The organism is Ornithinicoccus hortensis (assembly GCF_006716185.1).
GTDB classification, from domain to species: domain Bacteria; phylum Actinomycetota; class Actinomycetes; order Actinomycetales; family Dermatophilaceae; genus Ornithinicoccus; species Ornithinicoccus hortensis.
Genome location: NZ_VFOP01000001.1, coordinates 1,910,794 through 1,927,712, shown reverse-complemented (window position 1 = coordinate 1,927,712; position 16,919 = coordinate 1,910,794). Strand labels below are relative to the sequence as shown.

Annotated in this window: 16 protein-coding genes; 5 read left to right on the top strand and 11 right to left on the bottom strand. The window is 73.3% G+C overall.

The features are described from left to right. Nucleotides 1-16: 16 nt before the first annotated feature. Together prfB and FB467_RS08900 are read right to left on the bottom strand one after the other, a co-directional pair. Nucleotides 17-1,129, bottom strand: coding sequence for a peptide chain release factor 2 (gene prfB, locus FB467_RS08905; protein WP_141784784.1), 1,113 nt, complete (start codon nt 1,127-1,129; stop codon nt 17-19). Nucleotides 1,130-1,200: 71 nt separating this feature from the next. Further along, a complete protein-coding gene (locus FB467_RS08900) occupies nt 1,201-2,511 on the bottom strand; it encodes a sodium:proton exchanger (protein ID WP_141784783.1) in 1,311 nt (436 codons plus the stop codon). Between the two features lie 111 nt (nt 2,512-2,622). On the opposite strand from FB467_RS08900, the gene FB467_RS08895 reads away from it, so the two are divergent. Continuing rightward, nucleotides 2,623-2,964, top strand: coding sequence for an ArsR/SmtB family transcription factor (locus FB467_RS08895; protein WP_141784782.1), 342 nt, complete (start codon nt 2,623-2,625; stop codon nt 2,962-2,964). A gap of 5 nt (nt 2,965-2,969) precedes the next feature. Here FB467_RS08895 and FB467_RS08890 read toward each other — a convergent pair whose 3' ends face one another. Next, the gene (locus FB467_RS08890) at nt 2,970-4,427 is read right to left on the bottom strand and encodes a nitronate monooxygenase (protein ID WP_228393082.1); all 1,458 of its coding nucleotides are present in this window, start codon (nt 4,425-4,427) and stop codon (nt 2,970-2,972) included. A gap of 198 nt (nt 4,428-4,625) precedes the next feature. On the opposite strand from FB467_RS08890, the gene FB467_RS08885 reads away from it, so the two are divergent. Further along, complete coding sequence (locus FB467_RS08885) at nt 4,626-5,948, top strand: TrpB-like pyridoxal phosphate-dependent enzyme (RefSeq protein ID WP_141784781.1); 1,323 nt, start codon at nt 4,626-4,628, stop codon at nt 5,946-5,948. Between the two features lie 9 nt (nt 5,949-5,957). Here FB467_RS08885 and FB467_RS08880 read toward each other — a convergent pair whose 3' ends face one another. The 7 genes from FB467_RS08880 to FB467_RS08850 are packed head-to-tail and all read right to left on the bottom strand — an operon-like array spanning nt 5,958 to nt 10,562. Beyond that, the gene (locus FB467_RS08880) at nt 5,958-6,440 is read right to left on the bottom strand and encodes a pilus assembly protein TadG-related protein (RefSeq protein WP_141784780.1); all 483 of its coding nucleotides are present in this window, start codon (nt 6,438-6,440) and stop codon (nt 5,958-5,960) included. Continuing rightward, entirely contained in the window at nt 6,437-6,871 is a 435-nt protein-coding gene (locus FB467_RS08875) for a pilus assembly protein (RefSeq protein WP_141784779.1), read from the bottom strand. Before FB467_RS08875 ends, FB467_RS08880 begins: the two co-directional genes overlap by 4 nt. Further along, complete coding sequence (locus tag FB467_RS08870) at nt 6,868-7,260, bottom strand: TadE/TadG family type IV pilus assembly protein (protein WP_228393081.1); 393 nt, start codon at nt 7,258-7,260, stop codon at nt 6,868-6,870. Before FB467_RS08870 ends, FB467_RS08875 begins: the two co-directional genes overlap by 4 nt. Beyond that, nucleotides 7,257-7,481 (bottom strand): hypothetical protein, encoded by a 225-nt coding sequence (locus FB467_RS08865; RefSeq protein ID WP_228393079.1) that lies wholly within the window; start codon nt 7,479-7,481, stop codon nt 7,257-7,259. The genes FB467_RS08870 and FB467_RS08865 overlap by 4 nt, the downstream gene beginning before the upstream one ends. 32 nt (nt 7,482-7,513) lie before the next feature. Beyond that, a complete protein-coding gene (locus tag FB467_RS08860; RefSeq protein WP_141784778.1) occupies nt 7,514-8,470 on the bottom strand; it encodes a type II secretion system F family protein in 957 nt (318 codons plus the stop codon). Next, nucleotides 8,467-9,336, bottom strand: a complete 870-nt coding sequence (locus tag FB467_RS08855; RefSeq protein WP_141784777.1) for a type II secretion system F family protein — start codon at nt 9,334-9,336, stop codon at nt 8,467-8,469. The genes FB467_RS08860 and FB467_RS08855 overlap by 4 nt, the downstream gene beginning before the upstream one ends. Then, nucleotides 9,333-10,562: a TadA family conjugal transfer-associated ATPase gene (locus FB467_RS08850; protein ID WP_141784776.1), complete on the bottom strand. Its 1,230-nt coding sequence runs from the start codon at nt 10,560-10,562 to the stop codon at nt 9,333-9,335. Before FB467_RS08850 ends, FB467_RS08855 begins: the two co-directional genes overlap by 4 nt. Before the next feature lie 317 nt (nt 10,563-10,879). Between FB467_RS08850 and FB467_RS08845 the strand changes: the two genes are divergently transcribed. Next, nucleotides 10,880-15,109, top strand: a complete 4,230-nt coding sequence (locus FB467_RS08845) for a type VII secretion EssC family protein (protein WP_141784775.1) — start codon at nt 10,880-10,882, stop codon at nt 15,107-15,109. Here the strand turns inward: FB467_RS08845 and FB467_RS08840 are convergent. Next, nucleotides 15,084-15,467 carry a hypothetical protein gene (locus tag FB467_RS08840; RefSeq protein ID WP_141784774.1) on the bottom strand — a complete coding sequence of 128 codons (384 nt, stop codon included), beginning with the start codon at nt 15,465-15,467 and terminating at the stop codon, nt 15,084-15,086. The two genes, FB467_RS08845 and FB467_RS08840, sit on opposite strands and share 26 nt — an antisense overlap. Nucleotides 15,468-15,531: 64 nt before the next feature. Here FB467_RS08840 and FB467_RS08835 point away from each other — a divergent pair, with 64 nt between their 5' ends. Beyond that, entirely contained in the window at nt 15,532-16,608 is a 1,077-nt protein-coding gene (locus FB467_RS08835) for a DNA polymerase III subunit beta family protein (protein WP_141784773.1), read from the top strand. Further along, nucleotides 16,605-16,895 (top strand): hypothetical protein, encoded by a 291-nt coding sequence (locus tag FB467_RS08830; protein WP_141784772.1) that lies wholly within the window; start codon nt 16,605-16,607, stop codon nt 16,893-16,895. Before FB467_RS08835 ends, FB467_RS08830 begins: the two co-directional genes overlap by 4 nt. Nucleotides 16,896-16,919 lie beyond the last annotated feature (24 nt).

Here is a 16,919-nt window from a genome sequence, read left to right as displayed (position 1 = left end):
GTCCGCTACCGCGCCGCTACTCCGCGGCGCGCTCCTGGCCACGCTTCCAGCGGATGCCCGCCTCGAGGAAGGCGTCGATCTCCCCGTCGAGGACGGCGCCGGTGCTGCCGACCTCGTACTCGGTGCGCAGGTCCTTGACCATCTGGTAGGGGTGCAGCACGTAGGACCGCATCTGGTCCCCCCACGAGGCCTTGATGTCGCCGGCCATCTCCTTCTTGGCCGCCTCCTCCTCCTGCTTCTTCAGCAGCAGCAGTCGGGACTGCATGACGCGCAGCGCGGCGGCGCGGTTCTGGATCTGGCTCTTCTCGTTCTGCATCGAGACCACGGTGCCGGTCGGCAGGTGGGTCATCCGGACGGCGGAGTCCGTGGTGTTCACCGACTGACCGCCCGGGCCCGAGGACCGGAAGACGTCGATCTTGAGGTCGGACTCCGGGATGTCGATGCTGTCTGTGCTCTCGATGAGCGGGATCACCTCGACCGCGGCGAAACTGGTCTGCCGCCGGCCCTGGTTGTCGAACGGGCTGATCCGCACCAACCGGTGGGTGCCGGCCTCCACCGCGAGGGTGCCGTATGCGTAGGGCGCCTTCACCTCGAAGGTCGCCGACTTCAGCCCCGCCTCCTCCGCGTAGGAGGTGTCCAGCACGTTCGTCGGGTAGCCCTGGCGCTCGGCCCACCGCAGGTACATCCGCATCAGCATCTCGGCGAAGTCGGCGGCGTCGACGCCGCCGGCACCGGCCCGGATCGTCACGACGGCATCGCGCTCGTCGTACTCCCCGTTCAGCAGGGTGCGCACCTCGAGCTCGCTGACCGCCTTGTGCAACGAGGCGAGCTCCTTCTCCGCCTCGGCCATCGTCTCGGCGTCGGACTCCTCCTGGCCCAGCTCGACCAGCGCCTCGAGGTCCTCGACGCGGGCCTCCATGGAGGTGACCCGGTCGTGCTCGGCCTTGGCCCGGGAGAGCTGGCTGGTCACCTGCTGGGCGGCCTCGACGTCGTCCCACAGGTCCGGGGCCGATGCCTTGGTCTCCAGGTCGGTGATCTGCGCCTCCAGCTTCTCGAGGTCGCTCACCTCGGCGATGGAGCGCACGGTCGCACGAAGTGCCTTGATCTCGCTTTCGAAGTCCACTGCCACGGAGAGACAGCCTACGCGAGTCGCGGGCCCTGCCCCGTCGGGGCGTCGGCCGCCACCCCTCCGGTCGGGGGTCAGCCGACCGGCGTCCCGACGCGGGCGTCGACCCCGTTCGAGCGATGGTCCCCGGCAGCCCCGTGCGGTCCGTCCTCCGGCGGCCCCTGCGGCGTCCGCCGGAAGGGGGCGGTGAGGGTCGGCACGATGTGCCGCCGGTGGTGGACGAGGACCCCCGCGGCCAGGACGAGGTACACGCCGGCCAGGACCAGTCGCCCGGTCGTCCCCGGGATCGCGAACTGGACCACGAACAGGCCCAGGAGGGACCAGGCCGCCCACCGGGGGAAGCGCAGGCTGAGCAGGACCGCGACGCCCAGCACCGTCTGCGCCGCCGTGAGGAAGACCTCCTCGACCTGCCGGGCGTCCAGCACCAGCACGCCGTCGCCCCCACCGGTCAGGTGGGCGATCGGCAGGCTCCCGATCAGCAGGCTCCACTGGTTCACCTTGGCCGAGATCAGCATCACCAGCGCCCCGACCGCGTTGCCGCGCGTGGCGAAGATGAGCGCGACGATGAACTCCGGCGCCTCGGACGCCAGCGGGGCCAGCCACTGCACGAGCAGGAACTCGTCGACGCCGAGGGCCTGACCGGAGGAGACCAGCGCATCGGCGAACGGCTCCGCACACAGCACGATGACCGCCGCGGACAGCACGAACATCGCGATGACCGTGACCCGGCGCGTCGTCGTGGGCAGCGAGCCGACCGCGGCCGCCGGCCCCACCAGGTCCGGCTCGGACCCGTCGTCGTGACTCGCGACCCGCACGAGGTAGTAGGCGAAGAAGGCCAGCAACACGCAGCCCAGCACGATGTGGATCTGCCCCGTCGCCGGGATGACGAAGGCCACCAGCGCCAGCACGGCCAGGAAGCCCACCTCGAGCCGGTGCCGCGCCTCCAGGACGACCTCGCGCACCGGCCGGCCCGAGCGCCGGGAGGCGACCCAGACGCTGACCAGCACCACCATCGACCACCCCAGCCCCAGCAGCAGCCGGTTGGAGCCCGTCATGTTGGCGGCGGCGTACTGCACGTAGGTCGGGTCCGACCCGGCGCGGAAGGCGAAGAACAGGTCGACCGCATACTCGGGCAGCACCGCGATCACCGCCAGGACCGCGACCGCCAGCCCGCCGGAGATGTCGACCTCCGCCGCCTCGGCGGCCCAGGCCAGCACGAACGAGGCGGCCACCACGGCCGCCCCGAAGACGAGCAGCGCGACCGGCGCGACCGGGTGCGTCCCGGTCACCCGGACCAGGACGGCCGGCAGGACCAGGAGCGACGGGAGGGCGAGATTGCGCAGGACCCGGCCGGGCAGGCTCGAGGTGCTCGGGGTGGAGTGCATGTCCCTACCCTGACGTTCATTTCGTCATTTGCGCACGTGAGAAATACTCAAAGTGATCAGGATCACGGTGTTGCCCGCGCGGACCGACCCTGCCTCGTGGACAATGTGGCGATGATCACCGAGCCGACGGGGCCCCAGCTGGAGGTGGCGGCGCGCACGTTCGCGCTGCTCTCCGCCCCGGTCCGGCTGCACCTCGTGGCGCTCGCCGCGCAGGGCGAGTACGACGTGAGCGGGCTGGCGCAGCATGCCGGGGTGAGCAACGCGACCGCCAGCCAACACCTGAGCAAGCTGCGGTTGGCCGGGGTGATCAGTGCGCGGCGGGACGGCAAGCGCCAGATCTACACCGTCGACGACCCCCACGTCCTGACGATGGTCCACCAGATCTTCGAGCACATCGCACCCGACGGGTCACTGGCCCCGGACCCTCCCCTCGGCGAGGGCCTCCCCCGCTAGGAACCTCAGGCGAACTGCACCTGGCGGACCAGGCTGGCCGGCACCCGGGTGAGCAGCCAGTCGACGGCCTGGCGCGCGGACCAGCCCTCGACATACCGGCCGATCAGCTCCCTGGCCCCGGCCAGGTCCTGCCCGAGGGTGACCAGGCGCACCTCGACATACCCGTCCTTGCGCTCCTGACCGAGCCCAATGTTGGCCATCAGCCCGTTGCACAGGCACTTGCGCCCGACGGTGGCCTCCTCCTGGCCGCCCTTCTTCAGGTACATGTGGACCGGCTCGGCGGGGCAGCGGTAGCCCACCTCGCCGTCCTCCTTCTCATACGGCGTGCGCAGGTAGGACAGGTCGCACAGGCGCGGCCGGGCCTCGTAGGTCTCGGCCTCGCTGGCGGTGTCCTCCAGGCTGGCCACCTTGAACGGGAAGCCGGTCGGGCTGGCGAGCGGGTCGTTCTTGACCTCCAGCTCGCCGGCGCGCAGTTCCTCGAGCATCGTCTCGCGGGTGGCATCGGTGATCCCCGAGTCCCGGGAGAGGGCGAACAGGGTCCCGACCTGCACCCCGGCCGCGCCGTGGTCCAGCGCCTCGGCGACCCGCTCCGGCGTGCCGTATGCCCCGGCCAGCCAGAACGGCAGGCCCAGCTCGACCATCTTCGCCAGGTTGGCGTCGTCACGGGGCCCGTAGATCGGCTCGCCGTGGTCGTCCAGCTGCATCTTGCCCCGGGGCGGGGCGCTGTGCCCACCGGCGGGCGGCCCCTCGACGACGAAGCCGTCGGGCCGGATCTCCGGGTCGCGGTAGAGGTAGTTGGCCAGGGCCTCGGCCGACACGATCGCCAGGAACTCCGGTCGGCGCAGCGTCGGGAGGTCGTCACCGAGCAGGTCCACCGGGTCCACCTCGATGTGCCGGGTGATCTTGCCGCCCAGCACGTCGGCGGTGATCCGGCCCACGCTCCCGTGGCTCAGGTCGGTGAGCAGCCGCGGGATCTCGCGGGGGATCCCGGCACCCATCAGCACGTAGTCGACGTCGGCGAGCATGGCGCCCAGCAGCGCCGTGGGCGTGGCCATCTGGACCTTCTCCAGACAGTTGATGCCGACGACACCGTCGTGCCCCTCCTTGGCCAGCCACACCTCGGCGAAGTTGCCGACGACCGCGAGTTCCTGGCCGGCGCGGGCGGTGGCCAGGGTCAGCTTGGGGATCGGCTTGTAGGGGGTGCCGGGGCGGCGGCCGCCCTCGATGTAGTACTTATCCAACACGCGGGCGGCCATCTCGGCGGAGGGGAAGGCCGCGAGCGCGCGGCGCATGTGCCCCCCGGGGTCGCCGTCCTGCAGCCTGCGGGAGAGGACCGCGTCCATCGCGGTGCCGGAGATCACGCCCAACTGCCCGGACATCGAGACCTCACGGGCCAGTTGCCACGATGAGACCGCGACGCCCATGCCGCCTTGGATCACGACCGGTCGGGTGGTGGGAGCCACGTGATGGCCTCCTGAACGTTTGGGGTGTCGGAACCTACGCCTTCGTAGGTTCCGCTTCCGTAGGTTACGGTACCGTAGGCATCGGGGTGACGACCAGCCCTGCAGGTCACGCCCGTCGCACGACGGCCCGACGACGGGTCCAGAATCTTCGCCCCGAACCCTCGACACCACCCACCGGGCCGCCGGTAGCATCCGTGCATGACCGACCAGACTCCAGCCGTCGAGGCTGCCACCACCGACTCCCCCGCCCTCTCCGCCGGCCAGGTCCCGACTTCCTGGTACAACATCGCCGCGGACCTGCCCGAGCCGATCCCGCCGCACCTGCACCCCGGCACCAAGGAGCCGATCGTCGTCGACGACCTGCTCGGGCTGTTCCCCAGGGCACTCGCCGAGCAGGAGCTGAGCACGCAGCGGTGGATCGAGATCCCCGAGGCCGTGCGGGACGTCTACGCGTCGTGGCGCAGCACCCCGCTGCTGCGGGCGCGGCGGCTGGAGAAGGCGCTGGGCACCTCCTCGCACATCTACCTCAAGTACGAGGGCGCCAGCCCGGTCGGCAGCCACAAGCCCAACTCCGCGGTCGCGCAGGCCTACTACAACCAGCAGGAGGGCATCACCAAGCTCACCACGGAGACCGGCGCGGGGCAGTGGGGCAGTTCGTTGGCGTTCGCCGGTGCCCTGTTCGGCCTGGACGTGGAGATCTGGCAGGTCCGCGCCTCCTACGAGTCCAAGCCGTACCGGCGCCACCTGATGGAGCTGTACGGCGGCGTGGTCCACTCCAGCCCCAGCGAGCTGACCGAGGCGGGCAAGGCGATCCTGGCCAACGACCCTGACACGACCGGCAGCCTGGGCATGGCGGTCAGCGAGGCCGTCGAGGTCGCGGTGGGTGACCAGGCGGCCCGGTATGCGCTGGGCAGCGTGCTCAACCACGTGGTGCTGCACCAGAGCGTGATCGGCCAGGAGGCCATCGCCCAGCTCGAGGCGGCCGGGGAGGACGGCGCGGACATCGTCTTCGGCTGTGCCGGCGGTGGGTCGAACCTCGGTGGCCTGGCCTTCCCCTTCCTCCGTCACGTCCTCAGCGGGGACTCCAGCACGAAGGTGGTGGCCGCCGAACCGGTCGCCTGCCCGTCCCTGACGGCGGGTGAGTACCGCTACGACCACGGCGACTTCTCCGGGATGACGCCCCTGCTGAAGATGTACACCCTCGGTCAGGACTTCGTGCCGGACCCGATCCACGCCGGCGGTCTGCGCTACCACGGCATGGCACCGGCGCTGAGCCATGTCGTCCACCTGGGTCTGGCCGACGCCGTGGCCATCGAGCAGGATGCGGCCTTCAACGCCGGCATCCTGCTGGCCCGCACGGAGGGCCTGGTGCCCGCACCGGAGTCCACCCACGCGCTCGCGGCCGCGTTCCGGCACGTCAGCGAGAGCAGCGCCGAGGAGACCGTGGTGATCGGGCTGTCCGGGCACGGCAACCTCGACCTGCCGGCCTACGGGTCGTTCGTGGAGAACTACCCCGGCTGACCCGGGCGCCTACTCCAGGTCGGAGCGGGCGCGGGACTGCACGGTGATCGTCACGCCGCCGCCGAACGGATCCAGGATGCGGCTGACCACCGGGATGCTCGCTTCGCCCTGGAGGACGACGACGGCGGTGCGCCCGTCCGGACTCCCGCTGCCCGGACCGAGCGACCAGCCGGTGATCCGCGGGGGAAGTCCGCGGTCGGCCAGGTGCTCGCCGGCAGCCTCGAGGACGCCCGCATCGGTCAGCGGGACGCCGTCGCCGAGCCCGCGCTCGTAGACCGTGTCCCGATCGATCGCGTCGGCCGCGTCGAGGGCGGCGGCGTCCGCGGCGTCGAGCAGACGGATACGGCTCAGTTGCACCGAGGTCGCCCCGACCACTCCCAGCACGAGGAGCAGCGCGATGGCGACCATGCCGATGACCAGGACGCTGACGCCCCCGTGCTCGGGATCCCGGTATGCCGCACGGCACCGTCCGGCTCCGTCGTGCCCTCTCATCGCTCCCGGAACTCCTCGACGGCCTCCACGTGGGAGGAGACCAGCTCGATCTGCGTGGGCACGATGCCCGCCATGAAGTCGGGGATGAGGGGCAGGGACACCTGCACGGTGCTGTCCACCCGCACCGTCGAGCCGGGTGTCAGGCACGGGTCCTCCGAACAGGTGAAGGCCAGGGTCCCCTCCTCGGGCGTGAAGCCGTGGCCGTCCAGGACCAGGCCGGCGGCGGCCACCGCCCGGCCCGGCGCGAGGTCGACCTGGGCTGCGGTGACGTAGGCCCGACCGCCCTCCCGGGCAGCGGCGGACACCGCATACGCACCGGCTTGCAGGCGGGCCAGTGTCGCGACCAGGTAGAACACCGGCAGGCTGAGGAGCGCCACCAGGACGACCGCCTCCACCAGGATCGTGCCCCGCTCCCCCGCGCCCCTGGTCACGGTTGGTCCTCGGCATACGCCTGCCCGGTCACCGTCATGCTCGAGGGCGGGCCCAGCGGACCGAGGACCGGCAGCGGGAGCTCGGCGCTCACCTCGACGACCACGACGCCGCCGACCACGGTCTCCCGGGCCGTGACGTCGGTGCCGTACCGCCCCGGCAGCGTGGTGCCCAGCAGCTCCCGGGCCCGGGCCACGCCGTCGGCCGGGGTGTGGTCGGCCCGTGCCCCGTAGCGGGCACCCTCGATGACGTGGGCCGTCGCGGTGTTGCGCACGTGCAGCGCATAGCCCAACTGCAGCGCCGCCAGGAAGAGCAGCGCCAGCAGGGCCGAGACCAGTGCGAACTCGGCGACGGCCGCACCCCGCTCGAGGTCCCGGCCGCGCAGGTTCACGGCCCGGTGACCCCCGAGACCGCATCGGTGAACAGGCTGGACAGCAGCGGTTCGGCCACCAGCCACAGCGCCGCGACGAGGCCGGCGCTCATGATCGTGATCAGGACCCAGCCGGGCACGTCGCCGCGTTCGGGTTCCTGGCGGTAGGCGCGGCCCAGTCGGCCCGGCAGGTCGAGCGCGGCCCGCAACAGCCTGGCGCGGACCCTGGTGAGTGGTGTCATCGTGTTTCCTCCTTGGGTGGGGTCATCGGGATTCAGACGGAGATGCGGAGCAGGGAGAGGCCGGGATAGACGGCGAAGAGCACGGTCACCGGCAGGACCAGGAAGACCACCGGGACCATCATCAGGATTTCGCGCCGGCCACCCTCCTCGACGAGTGCCTGGCGGGCGGCGACGCGGGCATCCTGCGCCTGCGCGCGCAGCACCTCGCCCAGCGGCGTGCCGCGCTGGATCGCCACGACGAGTCCGTCGACGAACCGGGTGATCGGAGGGGAGGCGGTGCGGTCGGACAGGCCCTGGAGCGCCTGGGGCAGGCTGGCACCGGTGCGGGCCTGCGCCAGGCAGGTCTCCAGCTCAGTGGACAGTTCGCCGCCGGCCGAGCGGGCCACCCGGTCCAGCGCCTGCGCGGTCCCCTCACCGGCGGTGACCGAGAGCGCGAGGAGCTCGGCCACGGCCGGGAACTCGGCCAGGATCCGCTGTTGGCGTCGGGTGGCGGCACGGCTGAGCAGCTGGTCGCGCAGCATCACCCCGCCCAGGGCGCTGCAGGCGGTCACGACGAGCAGGGCGGTGGGACTGGACCCCCGGGCCCACCAGAACAACGACCCCAGGCCACCGGTCAGGACCGCCGCCCCGATCCCCCACAGCACCTGCTGGACCCGGAACCCCTCGAGGTCGGGTGCCAGACCGGCCTGGGAGAGCCGGCGGCGGACCGAGTCGGCACCCCCCAACGTCTGGTCCAGCAGCGAGGCCAACCGGCGGGCCGGCGGCTGCAGGAAGTTGCCCAGGCGCCACGGCTCGGCGGCGCCCTGACCGCCGGCCCGGCCACGGAGGCCACCAGCCTGGCGGTCCAGGTAGGGGGCGATGCGCTGCTGCAGGTCCACGTGGCTGGTCAGCGGAAGTCCGCGCAGCACCAGGAGGACCCCGATCGCGAACATGGCGCCCAGTCCGGCACCGAGCACCGCCAGCGGGACCGCTGCCGAGGTCAGGCTCATCGGAGTACCCGCTCTTCCTCGGGCAACCGGCCGATCCGCAGCATGATGCGGTAGGCCAGGAAGCAGGCCGCCGCCCCCGCCGCCAGTACGAAGAAACCCGTGGGTTCGCGGTAGGCCTCCAGCGCGGCACCGCGGGTCGCCATCAGGAGCAGCACGATCCACGGCGCGGCCATCGCCAGGCGCGCGGCATTGACGGTCCAGCTCTGCCGGGCCTCGAGTTCGGCACGGGACCGGGCGTCCTCGCGCAGGAAGGCCGACAGGGCGCGCAGCAGCCGCCCCAGGTCCGTGCCGCCGACCTCCCGGGCGATCCGGAGCGCCTCGATCAGCCGGTCCGCCACCGGGTCGGCCAACCGTTCCTTGAGCCGGTCCAGGCTGTCCGAGAAGTGGCCGCTGGCCCGGTAGTCGTAGGCGAACGCCGCGAAGGACTCGCGCAGGTCCTCGGGTCCACGCTCCGCGAGTTGCACCAACGCCTCCGGCAGGGAAAGCCCGGCCCGCACGGCCGAGGCGACGTGGTCGACCACGTCGGGCCACAGGTCCCGCAGTCCGGCACGACGCTTCCGCGCCCGGGCACGCACGTAGCCGATCGGTGCGACGGCAGCCATCACCGCGAAGGCCACCGCGATGGCCGGGGTCCGGGTGAGCGCGGCGCCGAGCAGCAGCACCACGAGGCCGGCCCCCGCCGACAGCGCCAACAGGGTCGGGACACCCAGGCCCCGGATGCCGGAGAGCACCAGGTCGTCCTTGAGACCGGTGAGCAGGAGTGCGCGTCGCCCCGTCCGGGAGGACGGCTCGGGCCGTGGCCAGAACGACCACCAAATGCAGGCCAGGCCGCACCCGAAGACGAGTCCCAGCAGCGCCCCGCTCATGCGACCGCGCTCCCCAACAGCGTCGTCAGGTTGAAGCCGGCCCTGGCGAACCGGTCGGGGTGCGGGGGGAACCCATCGGCCCGCACCAGGTCCCCGTCCGAGCGGACGAACAGGTCGGCCACCTCGACGACCTCGTGCTCGGTGCGTCCGGGCAGGGCCACGATCTCCTGCACCCGGCGGCTGCCGTCTGCCTCCAGGGCGAGGTGGACCACCAGGTCGATCGATCCCGCCACGGTGGGCACCACGAAGCTGCTGCTCACGTTGGACCCCGCCAGCAGGGGCAGGGTGCACATCTTGGTGATCGCCTCGCGCGCGCTGTTGGCGTGCACGGTCGCCATCCCGGGCAGCCCGCTGTTCAGGGCGATCAGCAGGTCCAGGCTCTCGGCCTGGCGCACCTCGCCGACCAGGATCCGGGACGGACGCATCCGCAGTGCCTCCTTGACCAGCCTGCGCATGGGCACCTCCCCGGTGCCCTCCAGGCTCGGTTGCCGACACTGCATCGCCGCCACGTCCCGCAGCGGTACCTTGAGCTCGAACACCTCCTCGACGGTGATCACCCGCTCATGGGCCGGGATGGCGGCACCGAGGCAGTTGAGCAGGGTGGTCTTGCCGGCCTGGGTCCCGCCGGCGACCAGGATGTTGAGCCCGCTCGCCACGGCCGCCCCCAGGAAGGTCGCGGCGGCGCTGGTCATCGTCCCCAGCCGGACCAGGTCGTCGAGGTGGTCAGCGGCGACGACGAACTTGCGGATGTTGACCGCCCAGTGGCGGCGGGTGATGTCGGGGATCACGACGTGGAGCCGGCTGCCGTCGGGCAGCGAGGCATCGACGAAGGGGGTGCTCAGGTCGACCCGGCGGCCCGAGGAGCGCAGCATCCGCTCCACCAGGTCCTGCACCTGTTGCTCGGTGAGGAAGGTGGGGGTGAGCTCGGAGCGCCCGTGCCGGGCCACGAACACCCGGCTCGGCTCGTTGATCCAGATCTCCTCGACGGTCGGGTCGTCCAGGTAGGGCTGGAGCGGCCCGAAACCGGCGACGGACTCGAGCACCCGCCGCCCGGCGTCCTCGGGATCCGGCAACGGGGCGGCGCCATCGAGGAGCGCCCGCTCGTCGTACTCGGCGACCGCCTCCTTGATCAGCTGCCGGATCGCGACGTCGTCGCGGGCGGGGTCCAGCCGGCGCAGGCGGATGAGCTCCCGGACGTCTTCCTCGAGCAACTCGAGCGCCGACATGACACCCCCTCACCACACCACCATGGTGTGACCGCTTGGCTCCGGAGGTCCTGGGCACGAACCCCCGCTGCCGATCCAGCCAACCCCGACCGACCCGAATATGTAAACAGAGTTGGCGGGGTCTTGGAGGCCCACTGACCAAATCTGTGGACAAGGTCCGCGTTGTGGACAACGGCGTCCGCCCAGAGGACGCCGGAGCGCGCCCGAGTCCCGCTCCACGCGGGCCGCACCGGCTGGGGCCACCGGCGGCGCGGTGGGTCACGGCCCACCTGTGGACAGCCCACGCGGGCGCGGTGGACGACGGCCAGAATCGCCCCGTGGGGGTACGGTTCACGGTCGGCGACGACCACGCTGCCGAGCTGCTCGACGTGGCGACCGCCGGGCCGGTCAGTTGGGCGGAGCTGGTGCCGCACCTCCCGGCACCCTGGTGTCGCCGGACCGCCTGGTATGCCGTGGGCCGGCCGGGTGCCGCACCGTCGGCCCTCACCGGGGACGAGGTGGTGGGCGAGCCCCCGCTCCTGCACGGTGCCCAGCTCCGGGCGGCGCCCCTCCCGGACGCCCCTCCCGCCGCACCGGTCACCGTGCGGGTCAGCGAGGGCCCGGACTGCGGGCTCTCGGTGTCCCTCCACCCCGGCCACGGGCTCACCGTCGGGCGGTCCCCTGGGTGCGACCTGACGGTGACCGACGCCGGCCTCTCCCGGCACCACCTGACGGTCTGGACCGCCAGGGGCGGCGTCCTGGTGGAGGACGCCTCCTCCACCAACGGCAGCACCCTCGACGGGGTCGCACTGGAGGGCCCCACTGCGTGGCACCCGGGCGTGCCGCTGCGGGCGGGCGCCACCCGCCTGGACCTCGTGCGGCATACGGTGGCCGTCGACCCGGCCCGGCCCGACGGTGCCGGGCGCCTCACGCTCAGCGTCCGACCCGCCGTCGCGCCCCCGGTCCCCGACGTCGCGGTCGACCTCCCGGAGCTCCCCGAGCCGCCTCCCCGACCCAGCCCGCCCGTGCTGTCCTGGGCGATCCCGCTCGTCGTGTCGGGGCTGCTGGCGCTGCTGCTGCGGATGCCGATGCTCCTGTTGTTCGGGGTGATGGCCCCGGCCCTGACCCTCGGCAGCTACCTCAGCGAGCGGCGGCGGCACCGGGCCGAGACCCGCCGGGCCCGGGAGAAGTACCGGACCGACCTGCGACGGGCGCGCTCGGACACCGACGCCGCGGTCGCGGCCGAACACCGGGTCCGGCGGGACCGCACCCCCGACCTGGCCGAGCTGCGGGCGCGGGTCTGCCAGCGCCCCACCTCAGGGGTGTGGAGCCGGGCACCGGACCAGGTGCTGGTCCGGCTGGGCACCGCCGACCAACCCTCCCGGGTGCGGGTGGCCGGGCAGCCGATCACCCTGGCGGACGCACCCTTGGAGATCGACCCGCGCGGTGGGGTGGCGATCATCGGACCGGCAACGGCGGCGCGTGGCCTGGCCCGGAGCCTGGTCTGCCAGCTCCTGGTGCAGCACCGGCCGGGGGACGTCGTGGTCGTGCCGCCCACCTGCCCGCGGGGCGAGCGGACGTGGGACTGGCTCGACTGGGCTCCGCACCTCGTGGCGGAGCCCGCGGCGGACCCCGCGGCGGACCTCCGCGACCCGGCGCCACCGACAGGCACCGTGGTCCTGGTCGAGGACCACCACCTCGGCCCGGGGACCCGGGCCGCACCGGTCCGTCCCCCGGAGGGCCTGCTGCCCGTCGTGCTGGTCGGCCCGTCCGAGCCCGCTCCACCGCTGGCCACGATGGTGCGGATCCGCAGCGATGGTCGCCTCGAGGTGACCGGGGCCGTCTCCGCGTCGTCCGTGCGCGGCGACCTCATCGGGACCCGGTGTGCGCGCGACATCACCCGCGGGCTCGCTTCGCTCCGGGTGGCGCAGGGACCGGTCGAAGCAGGCATCCCGGACGAGGTGCACTTCGCGCAGGTCGATCCGGCCGCGAGCGCGACGGACCTCGTGCAGCGCTGGCGGTCCGCACCCCGGTCCACCCGGTTCGTCCTCGGGCTCGGCGAGGGCGGCCCGTGCGAGCTCGACCTCGTGGCGGACGGTCCGCACGCGCTCGTCGGGGGCACCACCGGCTCGGGCAAGTCCGAGCTGCTCCGCACCCTGGTCACCTCGCTGGCCCTGGCCAACCGTCCGGACGAACTGGTCTTCGTGCTGGTCGACTACAAGGGAGGCTCGGCCTTCGCCGAGGCGGCGCAGCTGCCGCACACGGTCGGACTCATCACCGACCTCGACCCGCACCTGGCCGACCGGGCGCTCACCTCTCTCGGCGCCGAGCTCAAGCGGAGGGAACGCCTGCTGGGTGCCGTGGCGGCCCGGGACCTCGCCGAGTACCAGGCGCGGGGTGGCCCGCCCCTGGCCCGGCTGGTCCTGGTCATCGACGAGTTCCGGGCGCTGGCGGAGGAGCTGCCGACCTTCCTGGACGGCCTGGTCCGGATCGCTGCGCTCGGCCGCTCCCTCGGGGTGCACCTGGTCCTGGCCACCCAGCGTCCCGGGGGGATCGTGTCCGCCGACGTGCGGGCCAACGTCAACCTGCGCATCGCCCTCCGGGTGCGGGACGCGGCCGACTCGCACGACGTCATCGACAGCGCGGCCGCCGCATCGCTGCCCGAGCGGTTGCCGGGTCGTGCGCTGGTGCGCACCGGCGCACGACCACCCCGCCCGGTGCAGGTGGCCAGGGTCAGCGAACCCACGGCGCCGCGGCACGTGGGGACCGAACGGATCCGGGTATGCCGGGTCGGCGGACCCCTGGAGGTGGGGCCGCGAGCGGCTGCCGTCCGTAGCACCGAGTCGACGGGCAGCGACTCCCAGCTGTCCCGGCTCAGCGCCCAGGCACGGGAGGCCGCCGACCGGCTCTCGTGCACCGCGCCGCCCTCCCCCTGGCTGCGACCCCTGCCGGACGTGCTCCCGCTCGCCGAACTCCCGCCACCCCAGCGCGCGGGGCAGTCCTCGTCCACCGCCGTGGCCTTTGCCCTGGCCGACCTCCCGGCCGAGCAGGAACAGCGGGCCACCACCTGGGACCCGGTCACCGACGGGCACCTGGCCGTCGTGGGCGCTCCCCGCACGGGACGCTCCAGCCTGCTGCGCACCCTGGTCGCGGGGCTCCTCGAGGGCGCCGGAGCCGGCGACGTGCAGCTGTACGGGTTCGACCCCGCGGGCGCGCTCGGTCCCCTCGCGAGGTTGCCCCAGACCGGCGCCTGGGTCGGTCCCGACGACGTGCCCCGCGGGCTGCGCGTCCTGGAGGTGTTGGCCGACACCGTCAACCGGCGACAGCAGGAACTCGCCGCCGCGGGTTTCACCAGCATCGGTGAGCAGCGCGAGGCCTCCCTGCGCGCCGACAGACCAGCCGATGACCGGGATTCGGGCACGGACGCAGGTCCGGGCGCCCTCCCGGTCGTGTGCCTGGTCCTGGACGGGTGGACACGCTTCCTGGAGGACTACGGCGAGGTGGACCGGGGTCGCGGTTCCGAGCTGGTCACCCAGATCCTGCGCGAGGGGCCCTCCGCAGGGGTCGTCGCCCTGCTGACCGGCGACCGGACGCTGCTCACCTCCCGGGTGGCCCCCCTGCTCGGCTCCACCTGGTGCCTGCGGATGAGCGATCCGCAGGACCTGCTGATGACCGGGCTCACCCGCAGGCAGGTGCCCGAGCGGATGCCACCGGGCCGGATGATCCGGCTCGTCGACGGCACGGTCGCCCAGGCGGCGGTGCTGGGCACCGAACCGGCAGGCGAGGCCCAGGTCCGCGAGCTCGGCTCTCTCCTCGACCGGCTCGTCGTCCAGCCGGTCGCCCGGCCACGCGGCCGACCCCCGGCATACGTCCGACCGCTGCCGCGGCAGGTGGCCCTGGCGGACCTCCTTCCGGCGGCGACCCAGGGTGCCGGGTCGTCCACCGGTCTGCTCGTCGGGGTGGGCGGGGACGATGCCGGTCCGTGCACGGTGCCGATCGATACCGCGGGAGGCGGGACCGTTCTGGTCTCCGGGCCACCGGGCAGCGGCCGCACCACGACCCTGCGGACCCTGCTGGACGCGGCGCGACGGGCGGGACGCCCAACCCTGTTCGTGGACGGCGACCGCGCGCTGCGCGATCCCGACGGGGCGCTGGCCGACGTGCGGGCAGCGGCCGGGAGCACCGGGACCGTGGCGGGGCGCGGGCTCGTGGTGGCCGTCGACGGCGCCGCGCAGGTGGCCGACGGACCTGTCGAGGACGCCCTCCTCGAGCTGGCCAGGGGCCTGCCCGCGACCGACGGGGCACTCCTGGTCAGCGGCGAGCCCGAGGAACTGGCCGGCAGCTACCGGGGACTCGCCCCGCTGGCGACCCGGAACCGGACCGGCATCCTGTTGCAGCCCACCACACCCTCGGACGGGGCACCGCTCGGGGTGTCCACCGGCGTCCCGGGGCTGGCGGTCCCGGGCCGTGGACTCCTGGTCGTGCGTGGCCGCGCGACCGTCCTCCAGGTGGCGCTCCCCACCCCTCCCCCGTCGGCTGGGCTCAGTCCAGCCGACCCATCCCGATGACGGAGACGATCGTGACCACCGCAGCGATCAGCACCGTCGCCGCGAGCCACGCCGGGGCGAACTGGAACAGCGCGATCCCGAGCGGCACCAGCAGCCCGTTGAAGGCGATGGCCGGTGCCTGGGCCCGGGGGTGGCGTCGTCGCAACCCGGCGGCGACGTAGCCGAGGCCGACGACGAAGACGAGCATCGTCACCACCGACATGATCACGATCATCGGGTCCTGGCCCTCGCCGAGGACCAGTTCCACGAGGTAGAAGACCGCGAACCCCGCGATGGCCATGGCCTCCAGGGCGACGAGCCCGGCCGCAACCCGCCCACGGGTCAGCTGCTGGGGCGTGGGCGCGCTGGCGGAGGTCACGGCTGCAGGGTAATCGAGCCGGCCGGATTGACCCTCAACCAGGTGCAGACCCCAGAGTTGGGGTGTGCACCACGACCCCGACACCACGCCCTTCGAGGGACCCGACCACGACCCTGCCGAACCGGCCCCGGCGCTGCTCGGCATCGGCGCCCTGTCCCGGGCCAGCGGCCTGAGCGTCAGCGCCCTCCGGTTCTACGACCGCGAGGGCGTGCTGGTGCCCGCCGACGTGGACGGCGCCACGGGCTACCGGCGCTACCACCCGGACCAGGTCCGGCCGGCCCGGCTGCTCGCCGGGATGCGCCGCATCCAGGTCCCGGTCCCGGAGATGGTCGCCGTGCTGGAGAGCCTGGGCGATGGCGAGGCGGTGTCGGAGCTGCTGGACCTGCACCTGGCCCGGTTGGAGCAGGGGTTGGCCGACGCCCGACGGGAGGTGACGCGGCTGCGCGAGCTCGCCCAGCAGGACACCAGGACGCCGCGCACCCTCCACCTCGACGGTGCGGCACTGCATACGGCCCTCGCCGCCGTGCGGTATGCCGCCGGTGAGGACCCGCAGTTCCCGGTCCTGTCCGCCGTCCTGCTGGACCGCGACGCCGACGGGGTCCGGTTGGTGGCGACGGACCGGTACCGCCTGGCCGTCGCGCTGGTCGGGGCGGCGGCCGGTGGCGGGCCGGTCCAGGTCCTGCTCCCTCTCCCCCTGGTCGACGAGGTGCTCGCGGACGGACCCACCGGCACGACGCTGGAGGTCACCGCCGACTCCGGCCGGGTGACGATCGCCGCGTCCACCGCACGCGGGACCGGGCCACGGTATGCGGGCAGGGAGCCGGAGGGCGACTACCCCGACATCCGCCGGGTGCTGGACAGCGGGGTGCCGCGCACCGCCGAGGTCCCCGTCGAGGACCTGCGGGCCACCCTGGCCGGCCGTGCGGAGACGGGCCCGGACCGCGTGTACGTCTCGCCCGCCGGGTCCCCCGAGGACACGGACCGCCTGCTGGTCGACCGCGGGTTCCTGTGGGACGCCCTGGACCGGGTCCGGGACGGGCACGTGGTCCTGCCGCTCGGTGGGGCGATCGCGCCGTTGCTGATCCGCAGCGCCGACGCCTCGCGCCTCGGCCTGGTCATGCCGGTGCGGGAGGAGCCGTGAGCGTCCTGCTGCACCTGTGCCGCACCTGCGGCCACCGGGCCACCTCGCACGACGGCGGCGACCGCGGCTACAGCGGCTGCCGGTGCTGCCGGGGGCCCGGCGACCTCGACCCCAACCCGCTGCTGGTCGACACCTTCACCTCCCCGGGCGGGCGCCCCGAGCCGCTCTACCGTCCCGGGTCGGTCTGGAACGCCGGCACCATGCACAAGCTCACCCTCTGCGGGTGTTCGGCCTGCGCCACAAGGTATGCCGAGCTGTCCTCGGGTGTGGACTCGGCGACCGGTTAGGGCTCCCGGCGGATTAGGCTGGCC

What these genes read in the sequence shown, in the direction of transcription:
- FB467_RS08900 (WP_141784783.1), bottom strand. Translation starts at nt 2,511, where the DNA reads ATGCACTCCACCCCGAGCACCTCGAGCCTGCCCGGCCGGGTCCTGCGC.
- FB467_RS08880 (WP_141784780.1), bottom strand. Translation starts at nt 6,440, where the DNA reads ATGAGAGGGCACGACGGAGCCGGACGGTGCCGTGCGGCATACCGGGAT.
- FB467_RS08885 (WP_141784781.1), top strand. Translation starts at nt 4,626, where the DNA reads ATGACCGACCAGACTCCAGCCGTCGAGGCTGCCACCACCGACTCCCCC.
- FB467_RS08850 (WP_141784776.1), bottom strand. Translation starts at nt 10,562, where the DNA reads ATGTCGGCGCTCGAGTTGCTCGAGGAAGACGTCCGGGAGCTCATCCGC.
- FB467_RS08855 (WP_141784777.1), bottom strand. Translation starts at nt 9,336, where the DNA reads ATGAGCGGGGCGCTGCTGGGACTCGTCTTCGGGTGCGGCCTGGCCTGC.
- FB467_RS08865 (WP_228393079.1), bottom strand. Translation starts at nt 7,481, where the DNA reads ATGACACCACTCACCAGGGTCCGCGCCAGGCTGTTGCGGGCCGCGCTC.
- FB467_RS08860 (WP_141784778.1), bottom strand. Translation starts at nt 8,470, where the DNA reads ATGAGCCTGACCTCGGCAGCGGTCCCGCTGGCGGTGCTCGGTGCCGGA.
- FB467_RS08895 (WP_141784782.1), top strand. Translation starts at nt 2,623, where the DNA reads ATGATCACCGAGCCGACGGGGCCCCAGCTGGAGGTGGCGGCGCGCACG.